Raw genomic sequence first — 24,899 nt, forward strand, 5'->3', positions numbered from 1 at the left:
ATCGAATGACACTCATTACTGTTGGATTCGTGTCTGTGATTCCGAACCGGTCTGTGGTGGTGCGCGCGCCGGGCAAACTGAACCTCTACCTCAAGGTCGGCGATCTGCGCGAAGACGGGTATCACGAGCTCAGCACCGTGTTCCAATCGGTGTCTCTGGCCGACGAGGTGACGATCGCGGAGCATCACGAGCTGCATGTGCGTCTGCGCGGCGGCGGAGCAGTCGGCGTGCCGACGGATCGGCGTAATCTGGCCTGGCAGGCGGCAGAGCTTCTGGCCGAGCATGTGGGCCGCGACCCGAACGTCGACATCGCGATCCTCAAATCGATTCCCGTCGCCGGGGGCATGGCGGGGGGCAGCACGGACGCCGCCGCCGTGCTCGTCGGACTCGCGGCGCTGTGGGGGGAGGAGCTTGAGCGGGAAGAATTGCTCGAGCTCGCCGCCGAGCTGGGCAGCGACGTGCCGTTCTGCGTCTTCGGCGGCACCGCGATCGGGACTGGCAGAGGGGAGCTGCTCACGTCCGCGTTGGCCCGCGCCACGCTGCACTGGGTGCTCGCGTTCTCCGGGGAAGGGCTCTCCACGCCCGCGGTGTATCGCGAGCTGGACCGGCTTCGCGCGGCAGGCACACAGCCGAAGGCCACAGACTGCGACGAGCTTTTGCGCGCGCTGGTCTCCGGCGACGTGTCCCAGGTCGCCGGGCTTTTGCACAACGACTTGCAGCCCGCCGCGCTGTCGTTGCGCCCGGACTTGCGCCGCACGCTCCTTGCGGGCCGGGAGGCGGGCGCGCTGGCCGGGATCATCGCAGGATCCGGTCCGACCTGCATGTTCTTAGCGGAAGACGCGCACCACGCGGTGGACATCGCCGCGCAGCTCGCGGGGGCCGGGGTGTGCCAGTCGGTCCGGGCGGCGCACGGCCCCGCTCGGGGCGCGCGGGTGGTGTGAGCCGCCCGGGATCGGGAAGACGCGCCTGCGGTCCGCCTGGCTGAGGCTGCCGGGGAGCTTGGCCTCGAAGGCGGCGAGCGCTAGCAGCACGGTGGAGCCGAGCAGGCTCCTCGGCTCAGAGTTCGGAGCCGTCGTCCTCGTCGTCGAAATCTCCGTCGCGGTATTTGGCCGCGAGTCCGTCCGCGCCGGACGGCTGCTGTCAGTGCCCGAACGGGTCGGGGTCCACGCCCGGAGTCCACGACAAGCCCGGCACGCCCCAGCCCTCCTGTTTGACCGCTTTCTTCGCTTTGCGGGCCCAGCGGCCGACGAGCACGTCCAAGTAGAGCTTCCCGTCGAGATGGCCGACTTCGTGCTGGAGCATCCGGGCGAACAGGCCCGTGCCCTCGATCTCCACGGGCTGGCCCGCCCGGTCCACGCCGGTGACCTTGGCCCAGGCGGCGCGACCGGTGGGGTATCGAAGGCCGGGGGCGGAGAGGCAGCCCTCCTCGTCCTCGTCCTCGTCCGGCATGCCCTCGGGGATGTCGCTCGTCTCGAGCACCGGGTTGATGACCTCGCCTTTGCGGCTCACGCGTTTCCCCGAGGTGTCGTCCGGGCAGTCGTAGACGAACAGCCGCAGCCCCACGCCGACCTGGGTCGCGGCGAGGCCGACGCCGTGCGAAGCCTTGAGCGTCTCGTACATGTCCTCGAGGAGGACGATCACGTCGGGCGGGGCGGCGCCCTCGTCGGTCAGCCGCACGAGTTCGGTCGGTCGGTGCAGCACCGGGTCTCCGGCGATCCGAATGGGAAGGATGGTCATAGCCGACGAGACTACAGTTTGCCCGCCCTGCTTCCGCAGAAATGTCGGCGTTCCATGCTTCACTGTTCAGCGATGTCCAGTTCCGAGCGCGCCCTGCCCGACCTCCCCCGCCTCCCCGAGTCAGCCGAAGAGCTCGCGGGCGGCGAGGGGCTGTCCCGCCGTGAGCGGGAGGTCCTCGCGTTCGAGCGGCAATGGTGGAAACACGCGGGCTCGAAGGAGGCCGCGGTCCGGGAACTGTTCGGGATGTCCGCGACGCGCTACTACCAACTGCTCAACGCGCTCATCGACCGCCCGGAGGCGTTGCGCGCGGACCCGTTACTCGTGAAGCGTTTGCGCAGGCTGCGGGCCGCCCGGACGAAGGCGCGGGTCGCTCGGCGGCTCGGCGTCTACGACCTCGACCGCTGAGCCGCGAAGCTCGAGGCAAAAGGGCGGTACACTGTCCCCGATGTTAGACCGATTGGCGAAATGGGGCCTCCCGTTGCGGGCGGTCGCGATGGTCCTTTTCTCCCTGGCCGTGGTGTTCCTCTTGCTGGGGGTGCGCGCTGTTGCGAACAGCGGGCCCCAAGTGGATCCGTTGCAGGCCGCGGCGGACAAGGCGGCGCGAGCCGCTGCTGCCGCCGCGCAGCTGCCGCAGGACGCGCCCGCGCCCGAGCCGCCTCCTGGGAAGGTGTGCGTGTACAGCTACAGCCCTGGGCATCGCAATTGGGCGAGCAGCGTGGCGACGGTCCTGAAGGGCAAAGGCGTGGACGCGGAGGTCGCGGACGGGTACAGCCCCGGGAAGGTCGAAGGGTCGGTCGTCTACTACAAGGACGCCTATCAGAACCAAGCGCAGAAGGTGGCCGAAGCCTCTGGGCTGAGCCCCGCGCCGAAGACCGAGCCTTTGCCGGGCAACGTGGATCTCGGCAACGCGTGCAAGGGCGAACTCGCGCTCATCCTTTCCGAATGAACCAGTAGGCTGGATGATGGCAGCCACCGCCCAAACATTGAGGAGGCAATCCAATGTCGCACGTCCACAGTAAGAGCATCATCCGCGCCGTCGGGGCGTTCGCCGCGCTGGCGGCGCTGGCCGGATGCACGAACAGCGAGCAAGACTCGACCGTTGGCGGATCGGGCGCTTCGCCGAAAGCCGGGCCCGCGCACTCCGGCGTTTCCAGCGCCCCGGCCAAGCGCGGCCCTTCCGCCGCCGAAGGCAAAGGCGGGGCCGATCACGCCGATCACAAGGTCGTGGAGCTGAAGAACGCGCAGGGAGCCGACTCCGGAACGGTGGAGTTCACCCAGACCGGCGACAAAGTCGTCATCAAGATCGCGGTCAAGGGCCTCGCGCCCGGTTTCCACGGCGTGCATATCCATGCGGTCGGCAAGTGCGAGCCGAACTCGACGGCTCCCAATGGCCAGGGCGCCCCTGGGGCGTTCCTCTCCTCGGGCGGGCACTACCAGGTCCCAGGGCACACCGGGATGCCGATGAGCGGGGACCTGACCAACCTGCTCGTCCTCAAAGACGGGACCGGCGAGCTGACGCAGGAGACGGAAGCCTTCCATCTGTCCCAGCTCGCGGACGGCTCCGGCACTTCGATCATCGTCCACGAGAAAGCCAGCAATTTCGCGAACATCCCCGCCGACCGCTACAAGTCGGCGAAAGAAGACGGCCAGGTGCCCGACGAGACGACGATGAACACCGAGGACGCAGGCGGCAGGGCCGTTTGCGGGGTCATTGCTCCAGCAGCCTGACCGAGCGCGGGAGCGCTTTCCCGTCCCCTTCGCTTCGAGCGCCGCGAACACCCTCGGCGTGGAGTGGGAGTTCGCTTTGGTGGACCAAGACACCAAAGACCTGGTGAACTGCGCGAGCGCGGTGATCGACGAGGTGACCGTCATCAGCGACGGCGTGAACCCCAAGGTGCACCGCGAGTTCTTGCGCAACACGGTCGAAGTCGTCACCGGCGTCTGCCGGACCGTTGGCGAGGCCATGGACGACATCCGTCAGACCGTCTCGGTGGTGAGCAAGGCGGCGCAGTCGCAGCGCGCCGAGCTGTTCGCGGCGGGCACGCACCCGTTCGCGCAGTGGTCTGCCCAGCAGTGGACGGACGCGCCGCGCTACCACGAGCTGATGAACCGCACTCAGTGGTGGGGGCGGCAGATGCTCATCTGGGGCGTGCACGTGCACGTCGGCGTCGACCGGCGGGAAAAGGTGCTGCCCATTCTCAGCTCGCTGCTGAACCACTACCCGCATCTGCTCGCGCTCTCCGCGTCCTCGCCGCTGTGGTCGGGGGTGGACACCGGGTACGCGAGCAACCGGGCGATGATGTTCCAGCAGCTCCCGACGGCGGGGCTGCCGTTCCAGTTCGCCGAGTGGCGGGAATTCGAGGAGTTCGTCTTCGACCAGACCAAGACCGGCATTATCGAGCAGGTCAACGAGATCCGCTGGGACATCCGGCCCGCCCCCTCGCACGGCACCATCGAGGTGCGGATCTGCGACGGGGTGAGCACGCTGCGCGAGCTGTCCGCGCTCACCGCCCTCATCTGCTGCCTGGTCGCCGACCTCGGCGAGCGGCTGGACCGAGGCGAGCCCTTGCCCTCGCTGCCGCCATGGCACGTGCAGGAGAACAAATGGCGCGCGGCCCGCTACGGGCTCGAAGCCATCGTGATCGTGGACGAGCGCAGCAATGAGCGGTTGGTCACCGAGGACTTGGCGGATCTGCTCGAACGGCTCATGCCGCAAGCGCGCAAGCTCGACTGCGTCGACGAGCTTTCCTCGGTGGAGCAGATTCCCAGGCTCGGCGGGTCGTACCAGCGGCAGCGAGCGGCGGCGGAGCGGTCCGACGGAGACTTGCGGGCAGTGGTGGGCACTGTGGTCGAAGAGCTGCGGGCGGACGTCGCATGAGCGACACGACACCAGACCCCCAGCAGGTTGCCAGATTGGCGCCATTAGGATGGTCCAGCGCGTGGACCCCATCGCGCCCTTGACTAGGAGGTAGTTTTGGCTTCGTTGCTTGATGTTTCCGCGAAGACCGCGGCCTTCCGGAAGCTGCATGTCCCCGGAGATCCCGTCATCGCTCCGACCGTGTGGGACGCTTGGTCGGCGCGGATCGCCGAGGGCTTGGGCTTCAAAGCCCTGACTATCGGCAGCCACCCGGTGGCGGACTCCGTCGGCAAGCCCGACGGCGAGGGGATGAAATTCCAGGAGCTGGTCTACCGGGCCAAAGAGATCGCCCGTTCGGTCGAGATCCCGGTCTCCCTGGACGTCGAGTCGGGCTACGGCCTCTCCGGCGAGGAGATCGTCAACGGCCTCCTGAACGCCGGCGTGGCGGGCCTGAACATCGAGGACACCGTCCACAGCGACGAAGGCCGCCTGCGCAGCCCCGAGGAGCACGCCGACCTGGTCCGGGACATCCGCGAGCAGTCGAACGCGCTCGGCCTGCGTTTTGTGATCAACGCCCGCACGGACCTCTTCCTGCGTCAGGACGGCTCCGAGGAGGACCGCGCCGACCGCGCCATCGCGCGCTTGAAGCTGTGCGCGGAAGCCGGTGCCGACGTGCTGTACCCGGTGGGCTTCCACACCCCCGAGCTGCACAAGCGACTGGTCGCCGAGCTCCCGCTGCCGGTGAACGCCATCGCGCGCCCGGACCAGGACGACCTCGCCGCGCTCAAGGAGATCGGCGTCGGACGGATCAGCTTCGGCCCGTTCCTCCAGGGCTTGCTCGTCGAGCCGCTGAAGAACGTCCTCGCCACCTGGAAGCCCTGACCTCAGGGCTTCCGGGCGAGGGCTGAGCGGTGAGCTACGACCTGCATCTGTATCGGATCCCGGACGGATTGTCGTTCGAGGAGTGGTACGAGCCGGTGTGGGAGGAGCCCGACACCGGCGACGCTCCGGTCGACCCGCTCATCGCCGAGGCGGCCGAACGGGTCAAGGCCCGCGTGCTCGCGTTGCTGCCCGGTGGCGAAGTCAACGAATACGAGGACGATTTCGGGTTCCAGATCTTCGTCCCCGATGGCGGTCCACAGATCGTTTTCGGCCTGGAGCCCGCAGGAGCCGACGTGAACCTCTCCTACGGGGAGGGGTTCGAGGAAGGCGTCGCGCTTCTCGCCGAGATCGCCCTCGCCGTGGCCGAGGAAACCGGGCTCGCGATCTACGATCCGCAACTCGGACAGGTGCTCACCGCAGAGACGATCCGCAGCGGAGAGAGCCCCGTAGGGGCGAAGCGGAAGTCCGAGATCCCGCAACGGCTCCTCGCATATCCGCAGCGCGAGGAGCCGTCGTAGCCGGAGCGGCTTCGACGGGCACGCTCACATGGGGAAACTAGGGAGGGAATCGGCACGATGAGCTACGACATACACCTTGTTCGGATCCCGGAGGGGATGTCGGTCCAGGAGTGGGTCGAGCAGGAGCATGGCTCGGACGAGAACGCTCCGGTGGATCCGGTGATCGCGGCGGCCGCAGGCCAGGTCAAGGCCAAGGTCTTGGAGTTGCTGCCGGACGGGGAGGTGTTCGAGTTCACGCACAGGGACTTCGGCTTCGAGATCAGCGACAAAGCCAGCGGCCTCCAGTTCTCGCTGTTCAGCGAGTCGGCGGGGTTGAGCATCCCGTACTGGGAGAGTTCCGACCAGTACCTCGATGTCATGCTGGAAGTCGCGTTCGCGGTCGCCAAGCTGACCGGGTTGCAGGTGTACGACCCGCAAGGCGGTCAGGTCTACGAGTCCGCGGAGGAAGCCATGGATTCCGCGGAGCGGGGCTACGCCCCAGGACGCGAGTACGTCGCGAGCCTTGAGGCGGCGCAGTCGCCGCCCAAGAAGCGCTGGTGGTGGCCGTTCTAGCCGAGACGGGAACGGCTATGGCCAGTCACGCGGGGTCGCAGCGGGACCAGGCGATGTACTCGAACGGCGGCGTGGTCGGGTGGTCGTCGCGGGCCTTCTGGTCGGCTTCGTTGAAATCGTGCGCCCAGACGTACACCGTGATGGCGTCCGCGAGCGGATGCGTCCAGTGCCCGATCCCGAGCCTGCAGATGTAGCGCGAGAGCGGCCCGTCGCCGTTGTCGTCCACGGGCGGCTCGGGCTCGTCCCAGTCGTCGTCCTCAGGGTCGTCGTAGGAGTGGACGGGCGCGGGCGCGGCGTGCGCGGCTCCTGGACGCGCCACATCGATGACCGCCATGCCGCCGAAAGCCAACGCGCACGCGAGCGCGCTCAATGCGGATCGGATTTTCATGTCCATTCGCTCCTTCCCTGTTCTGGGATGCTCGGCCTCCAGCTGTGCCTTTTATCTTTATCATGCCCGGCTGGGAGCCCGCTGTCAGATCTTCTGGTCTTTGGCCCACCAGGTGAGCGCGTTGCGGTTGGACTGCTGGGTCTTGCGCAAGACGTTCGAGGTGTGGGTCTCCACGGTTTTGACCGAGATGAAAAGCTCGGACGCGATCTCGCGGTAGGTGTAGCCCCGTGCGAGCAGCCGCAGCACGTCGAGCTCGCGCGGGGTGAGCGAGTCGAGGTCCGGATTCGAGACGGGCTCCTCGGCCACCGCCGCAGAGGCGAACGCGTCGAGCACGAACCCGGCGAGGCCGGGGGAGAAGACCGCGTCGCCCGAGGCGACCCGGCGCACCGATTCGGCGAGATCGTCCCCGGAAATGCTCTTCGTGACATAGCCCCGCGCGCCAGCGCGGATCAGGGCGATGACGTCGGCGGCGGAATCGGAGACGGAAAGGGCGAGGAATTTCGGCACCGGCCCGGCGGGAGCCCCTTCGGGTTTGAGCGCAGCCTTGAGCACCGCGAGGCCGCCGCCGTCCGGCATGTGCACGTCGAGCAGCACCACGTCCGGGCTCTCGGCCCGGATCGCGGCGACCGCCGCAGCGGGGCCGGAAGCCTCGCCGACCACGACGAGATCCGGGTGCGCGGCCAACTCGGCCTTCACCCCGCTGCGGAACATCGCGTGGTCGTCCACCAGGAGAATCCGGATCTGTTCGTTTCGCTCGTTCACGTCGGCACCCACAATCGCACTTCGGTTCCGCCGCCGACTTCGGAGCGCACTTCCGCCTGTCCGCCATGGCGGCGTGTCCGATCGATGATCGAGACCGAGACCCCGCGCCGGTCTGCGGCAACGGCGTCCGGGTCGAAACCCGAGCCCCGGTCCCGCACGTAGACGGAGCTGCCCTTGGCGTCGGACTCGACGTAGAGGGCGATGTCGAGCGCGCCGCTGTGCCTGGCCGCGTTGGCCAGCGCTTCCCTGGTGGCTCCGATCAGAGCTTCCGCGCGCTCGGGGGAGAAGCCTGGGCTCGGCTCCCCGACGAAGACCGCGCCGACACGCACCCGGTGATCGTCTTCGACGTGCGCGACGATGGCCCGCAGAGCCTCGTGCAGCCCTTCGGCGCAATCCCACGGAGCCGCGCCGCCGCTGCCCTCAGGCTGCGGCTCGAAGAGCCACCGGCGCAGCTCTCGTTCCCCGCTTCGGGCCAGACGGAGCACTTCTCGCGGGTTTTCAGCCTGCTTTTGGATGAGGGTGAGCGTTTGCAGCGCGGAGTCGTGCACGTGCGCGGCGAGCCGGGCCCGCTCTTCTTCCCTCGCGTGGGCGGCCCGCTCGGCGTCGAGGCTGCGCCAGAGCTTCGCGAGCACCGGCAGCAGAATGAGTCCCGTGCCGACAAGCGTGACGAGGACGGCGGCCAACGCGGTTCGCAGCGAGGAAAAGCTGACTTGCGCGAGCAGGACGACCGAGAGGCCCGCGACGACGAGCGCCGCGCCGAGGATCGCCCAGAGCCAGCCGACAGGGGTGAGCCAAGCGGCCACCCCGCGCTTCGCCGAGCCGTCGAGCGCCCGCCACATCAAGCCCGCGCCGACCACGACCACGATGCCGAGCGCCCAGGCGGCCCGGTCGTCGCTATTGATCACGGCAAGCCCGACGAAAGCCGCGAGGATGAGCCCGAGGTCTCGGAGCCTGCTGCTCGGCGTGAGCTCGGAGTCTGAGCCGTCTTGGTCGAGCGGGCGGAGCAGCCAGAGCGTCGCGTACGCGGGCACGCCCGCGCCTTCGCACAGGATGAGCAGGAGGAACGCGGCGCGCACCCAGACGACTTTGACCCCGAGATGCTCGGCGAGCCCGGCGGCGACGCCGCCGATGACCCGGCCCTGAGCACGGCGGGTCATCGCGCGGAATGCGGGCGCGGGCTCCGTCTCGGTGGGCTGCATCTTTCGATCCTGGCATGGACCGGCCTGACGCGGTATCCGGGCTTTCCCTGAGTTTTGTCCGACCGGGGAGTTCAGGGTGGGAATCAGGGGTGTCCCTGATGCGAAAGCGGCCGCCTGGCGGGCAGAGTCGAGGCATGAACGAGTTACCACCGCCGCCGAGCCCTCTCGCGTTGCCGCCAGCGGGCGGCGGGAGCGAGCCGGCTCCCCAACCTCCCCAACCCGACGCCTCGCAAGGCTCGCAGCGTTGGGACGACCGGCTCGCCGAGATCTGGCGAACCCGTCCCCGCCGTTTCCCCAAGCACGGCTACCTCGCGGGCGTCTGCGCGGGATTCGCTTGGCGGTACGCGATCGACCCGCTGGTCGTCCGGATCGCATTCGTGCTTTCGACAGTTTTCGGCGGGGTCGGGATCACGTTGTACCTGGCCGCTTGGCTGTTGCTGCCGCGCAACGCCGACGAGGCTTCGGCGTTGGGGGCGCTCTTCGGCAGACGGACGAGCAGCGTCGCGAAATGGAAGACAGTGCTGCTGACGTTGGCGCTCCTCGTCTCGCTCGGGGGGATCGGCTGGCACGACGTGTATCCCGGCGCGCTCTGGCTCGCCGGCTGGTTCCTCGCCGTGTGGTTCCTGCACCGCCGGACCCCGATCCCGCCCGAGGGCGTGCCGTCTGCGGCGGCTTCGCCGGGGGATCCTGGGCTCGCACAGGCCGTCGCCCAAGCCCCTGCGGTGAGCCCGCGCAGGCGGCGCGGGCTTTGGGCCGTCGTCGCAGTGGTGTTCCTCCTGCCGCTGGCCGGCGGGCTGACGTTCTTCGCTTGGGCGTTTTCCGCCGACAAGCCAGACGGGAAGATCGGCGATCGAACGTTCATCGCCCGGACGGATGGGGAGCTGCAAGACGCGTACGGGGTGAGCGTGGGCCAGGTGTCGCTCAACCTGCGCGATCTCGCGCTCGTTCGCGACCGCACCGTTCGGGTGAGCGTGCGGACCGGAGAGGTCCAGGTGTCGGTCCCCGAGAACGCGAACGTCAGGGCTGTGTGCCACGTCGGCGTTGGCAGCGCCGGGTGCGGGGGCTTCGACGAAGCCAAGCCCGGTGAACCGACGTTGACGTTGGAGCTCACCGCCGATCTGGGCAGCGTCCATGTGTGGCGCGGAGCTCCGCCGAGGTTTTCGGACGACGGCGGCGGGGAGCGGCGCCATCGCCAGGGGCGCTGAGGCCGGTTGCGAAGCCGGTGTGGAGCAGGCGCGCCCGCTCCACACCGGCTTCGCTCGTATTTATTCGTATTCATTGAAAATATGTGAATAGATATTTATTTTCTATGTCGAGTCCTTGTAGAGAGCGCTTTTCGGCAGAATCGAATGTACGAGCAGCACGATGGGGATCGTGTCGGAGGGGCGGCTATTTCGACCGCCGTGGGGGTCACGTCCCCACAGTCGGGCCGCGCCGCCGGCCTCGCGCGTCAACGTGCGTCCGCAATTCGACACGGCGCCCTTTGCCGCCCAAATGCCCTTTGGTCAAAACGCCAGACCTTGTGTGCGATCAAACATCCGCGCGCTACCACGACCACACACGAGTGAGACCCAAATCTGGCGAGCCCTGCACGCCCACCCCAGGGGCGCAGCCATGATCTCCTAGACTGACTACATGACACGCGCCCGAATCGCAGCGTTCGCCATCCTCGCCCTCGCGACTGTCTCCGCTTGTGACAGGACCGGCGCGGGACTTGGCGCTTCGACCGCGCGCGCCGACCCCACCACGACACAGATCTCGCCGGGCGTGTTCCCCCCGGAGAAAGTCGACACGCTCCTGTTGAGCCTAGACGAGGTGAATAGGACTGTGGCCCCAGGGCGGGCAACGAAGTTTTTTAACCAGGCTCCCATAGAAGATAAGCCATTTTCGCAGGCGCAACCGCCTACCACATCGTGCGGCAAAGCATTAGCGATTGGAACGGTTTATTCGGTGGGCGAGAATTGGTCTTCCTTTCGGTCATCCGAATATGATGCCACGCAGAATGTCTATATACGCTTGATTGTAGCAGTTTACCCGAGCGAGCAGTTAGCCGAAGAAGCTTTTTCCAGAATTGGAACCGGGGTCAGGTCCTGTGCGACCAACGACGAGTTCTCGCTTGACGCGGTTGTGGGCAATTACGCACAATGGCATTCGAACATTCCGGCCAGTGAAACGCATTCCCTTCCGCTCGGATTGCACAACAATGTCACAAGGGTGAGGAATGTTTTGATTCAGATCGAATCCTCCGATCCCGAATCGGGAGCCAAACAAGCCAGCGGGTTGATTGCGCAAGTCGCCAACAAGATAACGTAGCCAATTCGCCTAACGAAGGTGGACGACTGTTATTCCACGACCATCATCAAGGGATATTCTCGTTTGCATATGCACAGGAGTTCCTGACGTATTCGTCTCCACGGTCACCCCATTCCCCATATAAATCGCGACATGCTCACTTCCCTTGGGGCTATAATAAACAAGATCCCCAGGCTGTGCCTGGGAGGGTGGCACGACTACGCCGGCAGGATTTTCGCCACTTGTTATCTTACCGAGCTGAGCCTTACTGTTATGGTCTGGATCGTACCCGGTCGCCTGGAACACAGAATACTCGGCCAAACCACTGCAATCGAATCCTTTATGTTCATAATCATGACGAGAATCCCCAAACCCTTGGTGAAAGACTCCGTTCTGGTCCGTGAAACTATCGCGCGTGCCGGGCTGACTTGTGCCGTTCGGTCCGCCTCCACCCCAGACATATCTGGTCCCTTGCTGTCTTGCGGCAGCTCCAATCACTTTCAAACCTTTGTCACCCACCGATTCAGGGTTCGGGTAGGCAGCAGGAATTTGACCTTTGGGTCTCATCGATCCGTCCGCGTTCTTGCCCGCTAGGTAGTCTTTCCAGTTCTGATCTCTCTGCGTTCCAGGTCCTGCAGGCGGATACCCTGGCGGGTTGTCGGCGCCAGGCACATCGGATTTCCACCCTGGCTCTGACGGGTAATCAGCCGCATCCCCTTCAGCTTTCGGCACCACATAGCCGGGATCGCCTGGCTTCCCGTTCGGCCCTGGCATGTGGTCTCCTGGTTGGCCTTGCGGCGTTTCTTCCGGCTTCGGGTCGTCGGTCTTCGGCTTGTCCTCGGGCTTAGGCTCTTCTGGTTTCGGCTGGGCTGGTTCTGCTCCTTGGCCGAGGCCGAATTGCGGTTGCGGTGTGTCGTAGAGCGCCTGGTGGCTTTTCGACACATCGCCCATGACCTCGTTGTCGGCCTGGTCCAATGTCGTGACCGCGCCGCTGAGGCGTTGCTGCAGCTCCTCCTGGATCCCGGCTCTGCGCATCCCCGGCCGCTGAGTCTCCTGCAGCTGCCAGTCATCGGTCACGTCGAAACCGTTCTGCTGCGCCAGCCCCAGCACCTCGCGCACGCCGCAGATCGACGCTCTCGTCAAGATCGCGGCAGTCCTCAAGCGCCCCATCGGCTCTTTGGTCACAGTCCCCAAGGCTCAGCGCAAACTCTCCGACCTTCGCATCCTCAAGGGCTCGCCCAACCCCAGCTCGCTAAAGCGCTCGGTGCCCCGACCAGCAGCTACGGTGAAATCGAACGTGCCATGCGTCCCATTCCTGAACAACTCCTCGCGCCGCTCTCGTCGGCGCTGGGAGTCAGCCCGACGAGCTCCAGAAGGCGGGCGCAGAGCAAAAAACCGCCCACCGGGCACACCGGCCTAGCGGCGTGTTCGGGCTTGTTATTCCCACTCGATGGTGCCTGGCGGTTTGCTCGTGATGTCCAAAACGACGCGGTTGATGCCCGCAACTTCCCCGGTGATGCGGTTGGAGATCCGCTCCAGCGCCTCGTACGGCACCCGAGCCCAGTCTGCGGTCATCGCGTCTTCGCTCGTCACCGGGCGCAGCACGATGGGATGCCCGTAGGTGCGCCCGTCGCCTTGCACGCCGACGCTGCGCACACCGGGGAGCAGCACCACGGGGCATTGCCAGATGCCGAGTTCGGGCCCGAGGACGGCCAGCTCCTCGCGGACGATCGAGTCGGCGGCGCGCAAGGTGGCGAGCCGGTCCTCGGTCACCTCGCCGATGATCCGCACGGCGAGGCCGGGGCCGGGGAACGGCTCGCGGGCGACAATGGTCTCCGGCAGGCCGAGTTCGCGGCCCACCGCCCGCACCTCGTCTTTGAACAGCAGCCGCAACGGCTCCACCAGTTCGAACTTCAAGTCCTCTGGCAGTCCGCCGACGTTGTGGTGGCTCTTGATGACCGCCGCGCCGCTACCGCCCCCGGATTCGACCACGTCGGGATACAGAGTGCCCTGGACGAGGAACGAGACCTCGCCGGGCGAGCGTTTCGCGGCCTCGGCGACGGCGGACTCGAAGCTCGTGATGAACTCACGGCCGATGATCTTGCGCTTGGCCTCGGGGTCTTCGACGCCCGCGAGGGCGGTGAGGAATTGCTCGCGGGCGTCCACCGTGATGAGCTCGGCCCCGGTGGCGGCGGTGAAATCGCGTTCGACCTGCTCCCGCTCTCCGGAACGCAGCAGGCCGTGGTCCACGAAGACGCAGGTGAGGCGGTCGCCGATGGCGCGGGCCACCACTGCCGCCGCGACGGCGGAGTCCACGCCGCCCGACAGGCCGCAGATCGCGCGCCCTTCCGGGCCGACTTGTTCGCGCACGGCCTCGATCAGGCTCTCGGCGATGTGCGCGGGGGTCCAGGTGGCCGGGATGCCCGCGATTTCGTGCAGGAAGCGCTCGAGAGCGGCCTGGCCGTGCGGGGAATGGCGCACTTCGGGGTGGTACTGCACGCCGACGAGCTTGCGCCCGAGATCCTCGAAGCCCGCAACGGGAGCGCCCGGGCTGTTCGCGGTGACGGTGAAGCCGGGCGGGGCCTGGGTCACCGAGTCGCCGTGGCTCATCCACACAGGATGCTTCGCGGGCGTTCCCGCGTGCAGCGCGCCGCCGCCGCCCGCCAGGGTCAGCTCGGTGCGGCCATATTCTCGTACGTTCGTATGGGAGACCGCCCCGCCGAGCGCGAGGGCCATCGCCTGGAACCCGTAGCAGATGCCCATCACCGGCACGCCGAGGTCGAAGAGGGCGGGGTCCGCCGAGGGGGCGCCCTGGTCGTAGACGCTCGACGGTCCTCCCGAGAGGATGATCGCGAGCGGGTCGCGCTTCTTGACGTCCTCGATCGGGGTCGAGTGGGGGAGGACTTCGGAGAAGATCCGCGCTTCACGCACTCTGCGGGCGATGAGCTGGGTGTACTGCGCCCCAAAGTCGATGACGAGCACAGGCCGGTCGGGGGTTTCGGGGTTCTGGGCCATGAGCGCATCTTAGCTGGTCGCGCAGCGGCGTGAGTTGCGGCATAATTGCCTGGTCATGACTTCTCTCCCGCTCGTGTTCGACGCGCCAAAGCGCGGTATGCCGCCGCGCCACCTTGCCGACCTCGCCGCCGAGGAGCTGCGCGAGGCGGTCGCCGGGCTCGGGGAGAAGCCGTTCCGGGCACAGCAGCTGGCCAGGCACTATTACTCGCGGCTGACCGCCGAACCGGGCGTGATGACCGACATCCCCGCCGCGAGCAGGGGGAAGCTGGCCGACGCTTTGCTGCCGAGTCTGATCACGCCGGCGCGCACGATGGGCTGCGACGGGGGCGAGACGGTGAAGACGCTGTGGCGCCTCCACGACGGCGCGCTGGTGGAGAGCGTGCTCATGGGGTATGCGGACCGGGTCACGCTGTGTGTGTCGAGCCAGGCGGGCTGCGGCATGGCCTGCCCGTTCTGCGCCACCGGCCAGGGCGGGCTGACCCGCAACCTCTCGACGGCGGAGATCGTGGAGCAGGTGCGGCTGGCCGCGGCCGCCGCGCGGGACGGAAAGGTCGCGGGCGGGCCGAGGAACCTCTCCAACGTCGTGTTCATGGGCATGGGGGAGCCGTTGGCGAACTACAACCGGGTGCTCGCGGCGGTGCGGCGGATCACCAGCCCCGCTCCGGACGGTCTCGGCCTGTCGCAGCGTTCGGTCGTGGTGTCCACGGTGGGGCTCGTGCCGGCGATCAAGCGCCTCGCGGGCGAGGGCTTGTCGGTCACGCTCGCCGTCTCGCTGCACGCCCCGGACGACGAGCTGCGCGACACGCTCGTCCCGGTGAACACGCGTTGGCCGGTGGCCGAGGTGCTCGCCGCCGCCCAGGGCTACGCGCGCCAGACCGGCAGGCGGGTGTCGGTGGAGTACGCCCTGATCCGAGAGGTGAACGATCAGCCGTGGCGGGCGGACTTGCTCGGCGGCCTCTTGCACCAGGCGCTGGGCCCGCTCGCCCATGTGAACCTCATTCCGCTCAATCCGACCCCCGGCAGCAAGTGGGACGCGAGTTCGCCGGAGGCGCAACGCGAGTTCGTCCGGCGCGTGCGCGCGAAGGGCGTGTCCTGCACGGTCCGCGACACCCGTGGCCAGGAGATCGCGGCGGCCTGCGGCCAGTTGGCCGCCGCGCCCGCCTGAGGCTCAAGAGGTTGGGCCAGCGCAACTATTTCCGCGCTATGATCGCTAGGCCTCAGAGACGAGGCGATGAGTTTCATGAGAAATGGAGAGAGAACGATGGGTGCGCGTCGCGTGGTCAAAGCTGCCTGTACGAGTTTGTTCGCGCTTGTCGCGGGCGCGGGTTCAGCGTTCGGGGGCCTCGCGGCTCCTTCACTTGCGGCTCCGAGCCAGAACGGGCCGCGCATCGTGGACAAGGAGCAAGTGGCGGACAACTGGTGGAAGATCACCGTCTATTCGCCCTCCATGGACAAAGAGATCGTCAACGACGTGTTGCGCGCTCCGGCCAAGTCCGCGCCGACGTTCTACCTCCTACAAGGGGCGGAAGGCGGCCAGGGCGGCAGGTCGTGGTTCGACCTCACGAACGCGCCGGACTTCTTCAAGGGCAAACGGGTCAACGTCATCGCGCCGATCGGCGATCCCGGCAGTATGTACACCGACTGGGACCAGGACGACCCGGTCTTGGGCCGGGTGAAATGGCAGACCTACCTCACCAAGGAGCTGCCCGCAGCTCTTGGCAAGGAGCTCGGCATGAACGGCAAGACGGCGGTGGGCGGCGTCTCGATCAGCGCAGGCCCGGCCATCGACCTCATGGTCCAGGACCCGAAGTTCTTCTCGGCGGCCGCCGCGTACAGCGGCTGCCCGATCACCAGCGGCGCGCGGCAGTGGCAGACCGGATCGCTGGTGCGGTACACGGGCGGCGGGGACGCGGCCAACATGTGGTCGGGCGACGAGTGGGCCGCGCACGACCCTTCGCAGAACCTGGCCAAGCTCAAAGGCAAGCCGCTCTACCTTGCCGCCTCGACCGGGGCCCCCGGCGAGGTCGACCAGCTCTCGTCGGACGGCGAGGGGCTGGGCGGCTCGTTCATCGAGTCGATGTCGCAGCAGTGCACGGACGAGTTCGTGCAGGACGCGCGCGACGCGGGGCTGAGCCTGACGTACGACCGGCGCGAGGAGGGCGGCCACGACTGGGGCCTGTTCGGCTCGGAGATGGAAGCCTCCTGGGGCCAGGTCATCGCCCCCGCGCTCGGGACGAAATGACCGCCAGCCGCTGAGCGGGCGGTGCTTGGCAATGACCACGTACGAGTTGACGCGCACGCTCGCCCCGCCGGATTTTCTGCGGCCGCCCCTGGCGGCCGCGATGGTCCTCTTCGCCGCCAGCCTGGCATGTGTCGTGCTGTTGAGGATGAAGCTGAGGGTGAAAAAGAGATACCCGGTGCTGGGGTTGCTCGTCTTCTTTCCGATGTCTCTGGTGGTCGGCGCGTACGCGGAGGAAGACGACGAGCGCGTCTGGCGGCGAGAAGAAGCCGAGGCGATGGCTGCGCAATGGGGGGTCGTCGTCGCGGACCCCGGCCAGCTTCCCGGCTTGGACGTGAGCCCTCGCCGCGAACTGGACGTGGCCGTCGGCGGCCTGCTCCGGCGGTGTGAGCTCGCCTCGTTCCAGCAGGACGCGCGGGACGGGACTTGGAGCACGTCCCGGATCACCGCGAAGGGCCGCTCGTCGCGCACGGTGCGTCTCCAATTGCGCTGCCCCGCGTGACGGGCCGCCCTCACTCCTCCACGGGAGCCTCGTCCACCCAGTGGACGCCTCGGTCCTTGACCAGCGGCAGTTGGTCGAGGCGGACCCGGTCGAAGACCAGCTCGAACGGCGGTCCGAGGCACTCGCCGCTGAGCTTGATCTGGTCCGGGCCGAGCTCGTCGTAGCGCAGTGTGGTCCGCGTTCCTGGGTGTTTGGGCGCGGTGAGGACGAGCTGTCGGCCCTGCCGGTCGATTTCCGCGGCGAGGCGCTGGACGGAGCCGTCCGCGAGTTCGAGGACGACGCTCACTTCGGCGTGCTGGAGGTCGGCCCCGGCGAACAGCGCCTCCGGGTCGTAGCCGTCCACGATGAAGTAGCCGACCGCTGCGGGCCCCCGCGCCTTCCACGCCCCATAGAACTGCGGTTTCGGCCGGTCCGGGCCGAAGAGGGAGTACGCGGCGCGCGACGCGGTGAGCGCCCCCGCCGCGAACACCGCGACGATCAGCGCCGCCGCGGCGGCCACGGCTCGGTCCCACGACCGCTTTCCGGTGAGCGAGACCTTCGGCAGGGGCAGGGTGGCGCGGTTCGCCACCAACACGTCCCAGAGCCTGGAGGCGTGGGGCAGAAGGAGGATCACCGCCATCGCCAGCAAATGCGTGCAATGCAGCTTCACCGGCACGTCGTAGAAGAGGTCGAGCAGCGTCACCTGGCCCATGGCGATGACGGCGAGCGCGGCTCCGATGGTCCAGACTCCCGGCAGCGCCAAGAGGATGCCGCTGGAAAGCTCGACGAGCCCGGTGGCGGACTCGTACCAGGGCGCGGCGCTCATCGAATGCCACAACACCTGCATGGGGGTCTGGTCGCCGATCCGGGTGAGCAGTTGGCTCGGCATAAGCTCGGACATCTGGGCCGGGAAGAGCTTCGCCGCGCCGTAGGTGGACATCTGCATGCCCAGCACGAGCCGCATCGCGAGCCAAAGCCAACCCCAGGCGCGTCCGGCCGGCCGATGCTGGCGGCGCAACGCCGTCCAGACGAGCGCGACGAGGAGCGCGAGGACGACGAAGAGGAGATCGCGGGTCCAGTAGTACTGGGTGTCCGAGCCCTCGGTGAGATGGTTCGGGACGGGATGGCCCATCCCCAGCGCGTACATGGCGAACCATCTGGTCGGCGTGTTCCAGATCGGCTCGTAGTACGTCCGGTACAGCTGGCCGCCGACGACCGGGGTGAGGATCAGACAGATGCCCTGCCAGTACAGCAAGAGCCACGCGGAGAGAAAGCGGAACGCGAAGGCCCTCAGTTGTCCACGAAGCATGGCTGCCGATGCTAGCGGACCGCGAGGCGGCGCGGCATGCGGTTATGGTGGGAGGCGAGGAGGATTTGCCATGAGATTGATCCGTTGGGCCGCGACGGTCGGTGCGGCGGTGCTCGCGGCCGGATGCACGCACGCCGGGGGCGGCGAGTCCGCCTCGGAGCATCAGGCGAAAGCGTTCGACGTGTCCGAGCTCGACGGGGCGGTCAAGGCGTGCGACTCGCTCTTTGGCTTCGTGAACAAGAAATGGTTGGACTCGCATCCGATTCCAGACGACCGGAGCTGGTTGAGCATCGACACGAAGCTCGCCGAGGACGATCTCGCGCTCGAGCGCAAGCTCGCGCAAGACGCGGCAGGGGAGACGGACAAAAACTCGGTCCGGCACAAAGTCGGCCTGCTCTACAAGGAGGCTGAGGACGAGGCCGCCATCGAGCGGGCGGGGATCGCGCCGCTCAGGGACCGGCTCGACAGGATCGCCGCTGTCGCTTCGCCCGAGGACATCGCAGCGGTCCTGCGCGAGTTGGGGGCCGAGGGCGACGGGATCGGGCTGCGCTTGTCCGCGACGGCCGACTTCCGCGACGCCGCCAAACAGGTCGCCGCCGTGTCCGAGGCGGCGTTGGGCCTGCCGTCGAAGGACTATTACACCGATCCGCAGTACAAGCCGGTGCTGGACGCGTATCGCGAGCACGCGCGGACGGTGTTCGGCCTGCTCGGCGAGGACCAGGCCGCCGCGCAGCGCTCCTCGGACCGTTCCTCGCGCTGGAGTCGGCGTTCGCCGCGGCGTCGCTCTCCGAGGTCGAGCAGCGCGAGGTGGACAACCAGTTCAAATACGTCTCGCTGGACGAGGCGCAACGGCTCACTCCGCATTTCGACTGGCAGGCGTTCTTCGCGGCCCAGCGGGCGAGCGCGGCAGGAGGTTTCTCGCTGCCGCAGACCCGGTTCTTCCAGACGTTCGACCAGCAGCTCGCGACCGCGCCGCTCGACCAGTGGAAGGCGTATCTGGCCTTCCATGTCGTGAACCATTACAGCGACGCGCTGCCCAAGGCGTTCCGCGACTCGCGGTTCGCCTTCGACCAAGCCAAATCGGGGGCCAAGGCCCCGTTGCCGGCGTTCAAACGCGCGTTGTCCCTCGTGGAGGACAATCTCGGCGAGGGCCTCGGACAGCTGTATGTGGCGGCGAAGTTCCCCAAGGAGGCCAAGGACGCGGTCCTCGCGCTGGTGCGCAGGGTCGTCGCGGCGATGGGGGAGCGGATCGACCGGCTGGACTGGATGGGGCCCGAGACCAAAGCGAAGGCGAAAGCCAAGCTCGGGAAGATCCTGCCGAAGATCGGCTATCCGGACCGCTGGCGCGACTGGTCGGGCCTGACGCTCGACGGCAAGGGGCTGATCTCGGACGTCCGCGCGGCCGAAGCGTTCGAGCAGGCCTACCAGGTGGCGAAGATCGGCAAGCCGACCGACCGGCAGGAATGGCAAATGACCCCGCAGACCATCAACGCCTACTACGAGCCGACGGACAACACGATCAACTTCCCCGCCGCGATCTTGCAGTCGCCGTACTTCGACCCGAAGGCAGACCCGGCGCTCAACTACGGCGCGATCGGCGCGGTCATCGGCCACGAGATGACCCATGCCTTCGACGACGAGGGCAGCCAGTTCGACGGGGACGGCAACCGGGCGAACTGGTGGACCGACGAAGACCGCGAAGAGTTCGAGGCCCGCACCGGCAAACTCGTGGGCCAGTACAGCGCCTACGCCCCGCTGCCGGATCATCCGGACGCGCACGTGGACGGCAGGCTCACGCTCGGCGAGAATATCGCGGACCTCGGCGGCGCGCTCACCGCGTTCGACGCGCTCGCCGCCGAGCCCGGCCCTGGTCCGTTCGCAGGCACGAAGATCGAGGGCTACACGCCCGCCCAACGGTTCTTCTTCGCGTACGCGAGGTCGTGGCGGGCCAAAGACAGGGCGGAGGCCGTTCTGGAGCGTCTCGCGAGCGACCCGCACTCGCCGGAGCGATACCGCGTCGACGGGGTGGCCCCGAATGTTCCGGCTTTCGCGCAAGCGTTCGGCTGCGAACCTGGCGCGCCGATGGCGCACACAGCCGCGCAGCTGGTGTCGATCTGGTGACCGAGCCCGTCAGGCCGCGGCTTCGCCGCCGACGAGCGACCCGAAGGAGAGCGCGCCGAGCAGCAGGGCTCGGGCGACGGTGAATCGGGAGCGGCCCTCGGTCCGCTCCGAATCCGAGGGCGTTTTGTTCTCTCGGTCGCGCATGATCTCCTCCTTGAGACCGTCTTCACGGGACGGCCGCGCTACGAGCGGGGCCTTTCCCGCCATGTTACCTGACAGTAACATGGCGTGCCGCGCGCGGGCCTTCGCCGTGTGGCTCCCGCCCGCGCTCGTCGCGCAGGAGTTCGCCGCGATCTCCCGTCGGCGGCGAGGCCGGGCCCGGAGGTCAGATCCGGGACATGCCGACGGTCGGCGTGATGGTGCAGGAGTGCTGGTCGCCTTCGGGGGTCTTCGCGGTCACCGTGCCGTAGACCGTGGAAAGGACGCGGCCCTTGCCGGTCGGGATGATCGCGGTGAACGTGGCGGGGCCGGTGGTGGCGTTGATCGCGGGGTTGGGGAGCAGGATCGCCTGGCCCTTGACCCCGGTGTCGAGGTTGAACCAGTTCACCGAGAGCGGATGCGCCTCGTCGGTCACGGCGGGGCCGGTGCCGAGGGCGGTGAAGACGTAGCCCGCCTCGCCTTCCTTGGGTCCGGGGGCCGGGGCCTCCTGCGGGCCGGCGGTGACCAGCGCCTTGCCGATGGCGTTCCCGGCTCCCTCCGAGCCCTCGATGCAGTTCATGCCGATTGTCGGCAGCATGAACTCCTGGATTTTCGGCGCTGACTCGTCCCCGTCCGGGAGCGCGGGCGATCCTGGCGCGTTGTCCTGGCCGGGGGCGGGCGGCGCGGGCATGGCGGGCGGGGGCTCCTGGCCTCTGAGCATGGCCGCGGCCTGGTACATCGAGTTCCGGTACTCCGGGGGAAGATTCGCCTGGCCGAGGACGTTCTCCACCTGCTGGAGCAGCAGCTGGGTCTGGGCGGCGTCGCGCACGCCGGGCTCCGAGACGGCTCCGATGAGGGCGGGGATGTACGAGGTGGCGGCCTGGATCACCTGGGGGTCGATGGTCACCTGGTTGAGTGTCTGCGGGATCGCGGGCAGGCCCTGCGGGAGCGAGGACAGGGAGACCGGGGCTCCTGGGGTCGGATCGACCGGCACTCCGGGGGCAGGCTCGAGCGTGGCGATCTCGGGGTCGGCCGAGGCGGGGGCGAGTCCGATGAGCGCCGCCGCGAGCAGCGCGCCCGCGAACGCGCGCGGAGCGCGAGAGCCCGGCGCGGTGCGCGTTCGGGCAGCGCGGCCTTTCGAGCTGGCCACGATTTTCTGCGGAAGTGCGCGCTGCTGCGACATGACGGGAGTCTCCTGTTGCCTGTGTGACGGATGTGGCGTGATTGACGTTCGGGCCATGGTCGCCCATATCGTCGGCTCGTTTTGCTATTTCCGCGCCGACCTGGGGTGACGTGACGCAATCGTGACGCATCTCGTGTGAAACGGTGATCGCGTGCGATACTGCAGGGAGTTTTTTGGCGGAATGGAGACTGCAGCGAGGAAGGCAGAGTGACACCTATGCGGCGAGCGGTGCGGACGTTGGGCTTCGGGCTCGCGCTCGCCGTCGGGGGCTCCGGTTGTTACGACTCGACCGCCGACGGGCGCTCGTCCACGAGCGCGCCGAGCGCCGCCCCGCCTGGCCCGCGCTCGGTCGTGGTCGCGGTGGACGGGGTCGGAGTCGGCGACGGCGGCTTCAACCCGCATCTGGCCGCCGACCTCTCCGAGGCCACGGCCGCCGTCGCCTCGTTGACGCTGCCGAGCCCGTTCCGGCCGGTCGCGGACCCGTCCGCGCCAGGCGGAGTCGTCTGGCATATGGACCGCTCGTTCCTCACTGTCGCGGAGGTCGTGAGCCACGCCCCGTTCACCGTCCGGTACCGGGTGCGCGACGAGGCGCAATGGTCGGACGGCGCGCCGATCGCGGCGGAGGACTTCCAATACTTGTGGCGCCAAATGACGACCCAGCCCGGCGTCGCCGCCCCGGCGGGCTACGGGCTGATCGATGAGATCCGCTCCGGCAGCGGCGGGAAAGAGGTCACGGTCGTCTTCCGGGACGAGTACCCGCGATGGCAGGAGCTGTTCGCGAACCTCCTGCCCGCCCATGTCGGGCGGGACGACCTCGGCGGTTTCCCCCGCGCCTTCGCGAACGGGATCACAGTGGCGGGCGGCAGCTTCCGGGTGGAGCACATGGACCGCAATAAAGAGGAAGTGGAGCTGGTCCGAAACGACCGCTACTGGGATTCCCCCGCGTGGGCGGACAAGATCCTGCTGCGCCGGATGGGCTCGGGGACGCAGCTCGCTGCGGCCCTGCGCAGCAAGGAGGCGCAGCTCGTCCTCGTGCACGGCAGCGCCTCCGTGCTCGCGCAGCTGCAGGCGGTCCCACAAGTGCGCGCGGAAGTCCAAGCAGGGCAGGCCGCGCTGAGCATCACCCTCAACGCCCGCGCCGCGCGGCTGCGCGATGTGGAGACGCGCCGGACGCTGCTCGGCGTGCTCGACCAGGGCCTGCTCGCCCGTATCGGCGCGCAGGACGCGGTGGCGCTGCCCGCCGAGGGCGCCGAGCCCCCGGAGCGGATCATGCCGGACCAGGCGAGGGAGAAGCTCTTGCAGCAGGGATATGCCCCGCTCGCGGCGAGTTTGCCGCCCGGAGCCGGGGCCCCGCCGATCCTCGGCAAGGACGGGCAGCCGTTCACGATGGTCATCGGGGTGGAGCAGAACGACTCGCGGGCGTTCGCGGTCGCCAGCACGGCGGCGGACCAGTGGCGGTCGGTCGGCGTCGCCGCCTCCGTCGCGCAGTTCGCGCCGGAAGAACTCTATGGTTCGGCGCTGCGCGAGAACAAAGCGCAGGCGATTGTGGGCTGGTCCGAGGCGGGCGGCGACCTCGCCGCCGAGCTGTACTCCCGCTACGGCTGTCCGGACCGGACAGATCGGCCGGGGCAGCAAGGGGATTCGGCTTCGGTGGACCCGGTCGGCGTCGGGGGGGTGCGCAACCTCGCGGGCGTGTGCCTGCCGGACCTGCAAGCCGACTTCCTCCGGGCGCTCAGCGGCCGGCTGTCCTCATCGGAATTGCAGGCCGAGGCACTGCCCCGGTTGACGGCGTTGGCCGTGGAGCTGCCGCTCATGCGCGACGCCGGTTTGCTCGCCGCCGGGCCGGGGATCAGCGGCGTCGCGTTCGGAACTCCCTCGGTCGTCGGACCGATGGCAGGGGCTGCGAGTTGGGAGCTGCATTGAACGACAAGGGCAGGGCTCGGGCGCTTTTCATTTTCGCGCACCCGGACGACGAGACGATTCTCTGCGGCGGCGCGATGGCGCGCCTCGCCGCCGAAGGCGTCGAAGTGTCGGTGCTGACTTGCACGTTGGGCGAGGAAGGGGAGGTCATCGCGCCCGCCCTGCGGGAACTCGCGGCGGATCGCGCCGACCAGCTCGGCGGATGGCGGATCGCGGAGCTGCGCGCCGCGCTGGACCGGCTCGGCTCGCCGGGCCGGGGGTCCGTGATCGGTCAACACTTCCTCGGCGGAGCGGGAAGATGGCGGGACTCCGGCATGGCCGCCGGACGGAACACGCACCAGCGCGCGTTCGTGGCCGGCGATTTCGGCGAGCAGTCCCGAGCCGCCGCGAAGACGATCCGCGAGACGCGGCCCCATGTGGTGGTCACCCACGACCCCGGCGGGGGATACGGGCACCGGGACCACGTCCACGCCAACCGCATCGCCGTCGAGGCGGTCAAGATCGCGGCGGCCGAGGCGCATCGGGAGCTGGGCCCCTCGTGGCAGATCGCGAAACTGTACTGGGCGGGCGTCGGCAGGTCGATGTGGAAGGCCGAGGTCGAAGCGCTCGCCGCGCAGCCGATCCCCGAGGGGTTCCACGTCGTGGACCCCGATGTCGCCAAACCGTGGCAGGACGACGAGGTCACGACGGTCTTCGACATCGGCGAGTTCCGCTCCGCGAAACTCGCCGCGCTGGCCGAGCACGCCACGCAGATCACCGTCCACCCGGAGCTGGAGACGTTCGCCCTGTCCAACAAGGCGCTCAACCCGGTGCCCGGCGAGGAGCACTTCGCGTTGGCGCAGCAGCACCGCGCGCCCGCCCCGCAGCGCGGCGGCGGCCATGCGAGGGAAGACCACCTGCTGGCGGGCGTCGTCGTTGTCTGACCGCGCCGCGCCAGGCGGTCGCGCCCTCACCGCGTGGAACGCGGTCCTGCTCGCGGCGCTCAGCCTCCTCTCCGCTTTCGAAGCGCTCGTCGGCGCGTTCTATCTGCCGCTATGGTGGGACGGGCGGCCGTTCCCGGTGACCGCGCTGGTCTGCGGCGCGCTCAACGTCGCGATCGCGCTGGCCGCCACCTGGGCTTCGCCGAGGGCGGGGCTGCTCCCGCTGGCGGTCTGGTTGCTCGTCTGCGTGGTTTGCCTTGTGCCGGGACCAGGCGGGAGCCGGATATTGCTCTTCGCGATTGCGGATTGGCGGGCCCCGTTGTTCCTGGCGGCAGGGGCGATCCCCGCCGTCGTCGCGAGACGACGCCTCAGGAGGGAATAACCTC

The 24,899-nt window shown here is 68.2% G+C and carries 26 protein-coding genes and 1 pseudogene; 18 read left to right on the plus strand and 9 right to left on the minus strand.

Annotated elements, in window-relative coordinates; all coding sequences use genetic code 11:
- The first annotated feature begins 5 nt into the window (after positions 1-5).
- On the plus strand, positions 6-941 hold the full coding sequence (locus HMPREF9336_RS12510) for a 4-(cytidine 5'-diphospho)-2-C-methyl-D-erythritol kinase (protein ID WP_007467522.1): 936 nt from the start codon (positions 6-8) through the stop codon (positions 939-941).
- A 199-nt stretch (positions 942-1,140) separates the two neighbouring features.
- Here the strand turns inward: HMPREF9336_RS12510 and HMPREF9336_RS12515 are convergent, their stop codons facing one another.
- Entirely contained in the window at positions 1,141-1,737 is a 597-nt protein-coding gene (locus HMPREF9336_RS12515) for a peptide deformylase (protein WP_007467523.1), read from the minus strand.
- 72 nt (positions 1,738-1,809) lie between these two features.
- On the opposite strand from HMPREF9336_RS12515, the gene HMPREF9336_RS12520 reads away from it, so the two are divergent.
- The 7 genes from HMPREF9336_RS12520 to HMPREF9336_RS12550 all read left to right on the plus strand — a co-directional run bounded on the left by HMPREF9336_RS12520 (position 1,810) and on the right by HMPREF9336_RS12550 (position 6,546).
- A complete protein-coding gene (locus tag HMPREF9336_RS12520) occupies positions 1,810-2,142 on the plus strand; it encodes a DUF3263 domain-containing protein (protein ID WP_007467525.1) in 333 nt (110 codons plus the stop codon).
- Between the two features lie 40 nt (positions 2,143-2,182).
- A complete protein-coding gene (locus HMPREF9336_RS12525) occupies positions 2,183-2,683 on the plus strand; it encodes a LytR C-terminal domain-containing protein (RefSeq protein ID WP_007467526.1) in 501 nt (166 codons plus the stop codon).
- A gap of 53 nt (positions 2,684-2,736) precedes the next feature.
- Complete coding sequence (sodC, locus tag HMPREF9336_RS12530) at positions 2,737-3,465, plus strand: superoxide dismutase[Cu-Zn] (RefSeq protein ID WP_007467527.1); 729 nt, start codon at positions 2,737-2,739, stop codon at positions 3,463-3,465.
- Positions 3,449-4,615, plus strand: a complete 1,167-nt coding sequence (locus tag HMPREF9336_RS12535; protein ID WP_007467528.1) for a glutamate--cysteine ligase — start codon at positions 3,449-3,451, stop codon at positions 4,613-4,615. The genes sodC and HMPREF9336_RS12535 overlap by 17 nt, the downstream gene beginning before the upstream one ends.
- Before the next feature lie 105 nt (positions 4,616-4,720).
- The gene (locus HMPREF9336_RS12540) at positions 4,721-5,476 is read left to right on the plus strand and encodes an isocitrate lyase/PEP mutase family protein (RefSeq protein WP_040585878.1); all 756 of its coding nucleotides are present in this window, start codon (positions 4,721-4,723) and stop codon (positions 5,474-5,476) included.
- A 29-nt stretch (positions 5,477-5,505) separates the two neighbouring features.
- Positions 5,506-5,994, plus strand: coding sequence for a hypothetical protein (locus tag HMPREF9336_RS12545; protein WP_007467530.1), 489 nt, complete (start codon positions 5,506-5,508; stop codon positions 5,992-5,994).
- 57 nt (positions 5,995-6,051) lie between these two features.
- Positions 6,052-6,546 carry a hypothetical protein gene (locus HMPREF9336_RS12550; RefSeq protein ID WP_007467531.1) on the plus strand — a complete coding sequence of 165 codons (495 nt, stop codon included), beginning with the start codon at positions 6,052-6,054 and terminating at the stop codon, positions 6,544-6,546.
- A 25-nt stretch (positions 6,547-6,571) separates the two neighbouring features.
- Here HMPREF9336_RS12550 and HMPREF9336_RS12555 read toward each other — a convergent pair whose 3' ends face one another.
- The 3 genes from HMPREF9336_RS12555 to HMPREF9336_RS12565 all read right to left on the minus strand — a co-directional run bounded on the left by HMPREF9336_RS12555 (position 6,572) and on the right by HMPREF9336_RS12565 (position 8,895).
- Positions 6,572-6,934 carry a hypothetical protein gene (locus HMPREF9336_RS12555; RefSeq protein ID WP_021030622.1) on the minus strand — a complete coding sequence of 121 codons (363 nt, stop codon included), beginning with the start codon at positions 6,932-6,934 and terminating at the stop codon, positions 6,572-6,574.
- Positions 6,935-7,018: 84 nt separating this feature from the next.
- Complete coding sequence (locus HMPREF9336_RS12560) at positions 7,019-7,696, minus strand: response regulator (protein ID WP_007467536.1); 678 nt, start codon at positions 7,694-7,696, stop codon at positions 7,019-7,021.
- Complete coding sequence (locus HMPREF9336_RS12565) at positions 7,693-8,895, minus strand: ATP-binding protein (RefSeq protein WP_007467538.1); 1,203 nt, start codon at positions 8,893-8,895, stop codon at positions 7,693-7,695. The genes HMPREF9336_RS12560 and HMPREF9336_RS12565 overlap by 4 nt, the downstream gene beginning before the upstream one ends.
- A gap of 134 nt (positions 8,896-9,029) precedes the next feature.
- Between HMPREF9336_RS12565 and HMPREF9336_RS12570 the strand changes: the two genes are divergently transcribed.
- Positions 9,030-10,100, plus strand: coding sequence for a PspC domain-containing protein (locus HMPREF9336_RS12570; RefSeq protein WP_021030623.1), 1,071 nt, complete (start codon positions 9,030-9,032; stop codon positions 10,098-10,100).
- Positions 10,101-10,530: 430 nt separating this feature from the next.
- Positions 10,531-11,208: a sensor domain-containing protein gene (locus tag HMPREF9336_RS17985; RefSeq protein ID WP_007467542.1), complete on the plus strand. Its 678-nt coding sequence runs from the start codon at positions 10,531-10,533 to the stop codon at positions 11,206-11,208.
- 9 nt (positions 11,209-11,217) lie between these two features.
- On the opposite strand, the gene HMPREF9336_RS17990 is transcribed toward HMPREF9336_RS17985, so the two are convergent.
- Together HMPREF9336_RS17990 and guaA are read right to left on the minus strand one after the other, a co-directional pair.
- Positions 11,218-12,306 (minus strand): C40 family peptidase, encoded by a 1,089-nt coding sequence (locus HMPREF9336_RS17990; RefSeq protein ID WP_244431665.1) that lies wholly within the window; start codon positions 12,304-12,306, stop codon positions 11,218-11,220.
- Positions 12,307-12,624: 318 nt separating this feature from the next.
- Complete coding sequence (gene guaA / locus HMPREF9336_RS12575) at positions 12,625-14,202, minus strand: glutamine-hydrolyzing GMP synthase (RefSeq protein ID WP_007467546.1); 1,578 nt, start codon at positions 14,200-14,202, stop codon at positions 12,625-12,627.
- A gap of 55 nt (positions 14,203-14,257) precedes the next feature.
- On the opposite strand from guaA, the gene rlmN reads away from it, so the two are divergent.
- From rlmN to HMPREF9336_RS12590, 3 genes are all read left to right on the plus strand, one after another.
- The gene (rlmN, locus tag HMPREF9336_RS12580) at positions 14,258-15,367 is read left to right on the plus strand and encodes a dual-specificity RNA methyltransferase RlmN (RefSeq protein ID WP_007467549.1); all 1,110 of its coding nucleotides are present in this window, start codon (positions 14,258-14,260) and stop codon (positions 15,365-15,367) included.
- A gap of 96 nt (positions 15,368-15,463) precedes the next feature.
- On the plus strand, positions 15,464-16,444 hold the full coding sequence (locus tag HMPREF9336_RS12585) for an alpha/beta hydrolase (RefSeq protein WP_021030625.1): 981 nt from the start codon (positions 15,464-15,466) through the stop codon (positions 16,442-16,444).
- Positions 16,445-16,475: 31 nt separating this feature from the next.
- The gene (locus HMPREF9336_RS12590) at positions 16,476-16,943 is read left to right on the plus strand and encodes a Ras family protein (RefSeq protein WP_007467553.1); all 468 of its coding nucleotides are present in this window, start codon (positions 16,476-16,478) and stop codon (positions 16,941-16,943) included.
- A gap of 10 nt (positions 16,944-16,953) precedes the next feature.
- Here the strand turns inward: HMPREF9336_RS12590 and HMPREF9336_RS17580 are convergent, their stop codons facing one another.
- Positions 16,954-18,231: a hypothetical protein gene (locus tag HMPREF9336_RS17580; protein ID WP_007467555.1), complete on the minus strand. Its 1,278-nt coding sequence runs from the start codon at positions 18,229-18,231 to the stop codon at positions 16,954-16,956.
- 70 nt (positions 18,232-18,301) lie between these two features.
- Between HMPREF9336_RS17580 and HMPREF9336_RS19205 the strand changes: the two are divergent.
- Together HMPREF9336_RS19205 and HMPREF9336_RS19210 are read left to right on the plus strand one after the other, a co-directional pair.
- A pseudogene (locus tag HMPREF9336_RS19205) lies at positions 18,302-18,955 on the plus strand (hypothetical protein); the annotation flags it as partial.
- 32 nt (positions 18,956-18,987) lie between these two features.
- Positions 18,988-20,352, plus strand: coding sequence for a M13-type metalloendopeptidase (locus HMPREF9336_RS19210; RefSeq protein ID WP_280110267.1), 1,365 nt, complete (start codon positions 18,988-18,990; stop codon positions 20,350-20,352).
- Between the two features lie 9 nt (positions 20,353-20,361).
- Here the strand turns inward: HMPREF9336_RS19210 and HMPREF9336_RS19215 are convergent, their stop codons facing one another.
- Together HMPREF9336_RS19215 and HMPREF9336_RS12605 are read right to left on the minus strand one after the other, a co-directional pair.
- Positions 20,362-20,496 (minus strand): hypothetical protein, encoded by a 135-nt coding sequence (locus tag HMPREF9336_RS19215; protein ID WP_021030626.1) that lies wholly within the window; start codon positions 20,494-20,496, stop codon positions 20,362-20,364.
- Positions 20,497-20,677: 181 nt separating this feature from the next.
- The gene (locus tag HMPREF9336_RS12605; RefSeq protein ID WP_021030627.1) at positions 20,678-21,673 is read right to left on the minus strand and encodes an Rv1157c family protein; all 996 of its coding nucleotides are present in this window, start codon (positions 21,671-21,673) and stop codon (positions 20,678-20,680) included.
- A 216-nt stretch (positions 21,674-21,889) separates the two neighbouring features.
- On the opposite strand from HMPREF9336_RS12605, the gene HMPREF9336_RS12610 reads away from it, so the two are divergent.
- Genes HMPREF9336_RS12610 through HMPREF9336_RS12620 form a run of 3 tightly spaced genes read left to right on the plus strand, consistent with a single transcriptional unit; the run spans position 21,890 to position 24,895 of the window.
- Positions 21,890-23,596, plus strand: a complete 1,707-nt coding sequence (locus HMPREF9336_RS12610; protein ID WP_021030628.1) for an ABC transporter family substrate-binding protein — start codon at positions 21,890-21,892, stop codon at positions 23,594-23,596.
- Entirely contained in the window at positions 23,581-24,516 is a 936-nt protein-coding gene (gene mshB, locus HMPREF9336_RS12615; RefSeq protein WP_040585589.1) for an N-acetyl-1-D-myo-inositol-2-amino-2-deoxy-alpha-D-glucopyranoside deacetylase, read from the plus strand. The genes HMPREF9336_RS12610 and mshB overlap by 16 nt, the downstream gene beginning before the upstream one ends.
- Positions 24,509-24,895, plus strand: a complete 387-nt coding sequence (locus HMPREF9336_RS12620; protein WP_007467573.1) for a hypothetical protein — start codon at positions 24,509-24,511, stop codon at positions 24,893-24,895. The genes mshB and HMPREF9336_RS12620 overlap by 8 nt, the downstream gene beginning before the upstream one ends.
- Positions 24,896-24,899: the final 4 nt, after the last annotated feature.

It is taken from the genome of Segniliparus rugosus ATCC BAA-974 (assembly GCF_000185725.2).
In the GTDB taxonomy this organism is placed as follows: Bacteria; Actinomycetota; Actinomycetes; order Mycobacteriales; family Mycobacteriaceae; genus Segniliparus; species Segniliparus rugosus.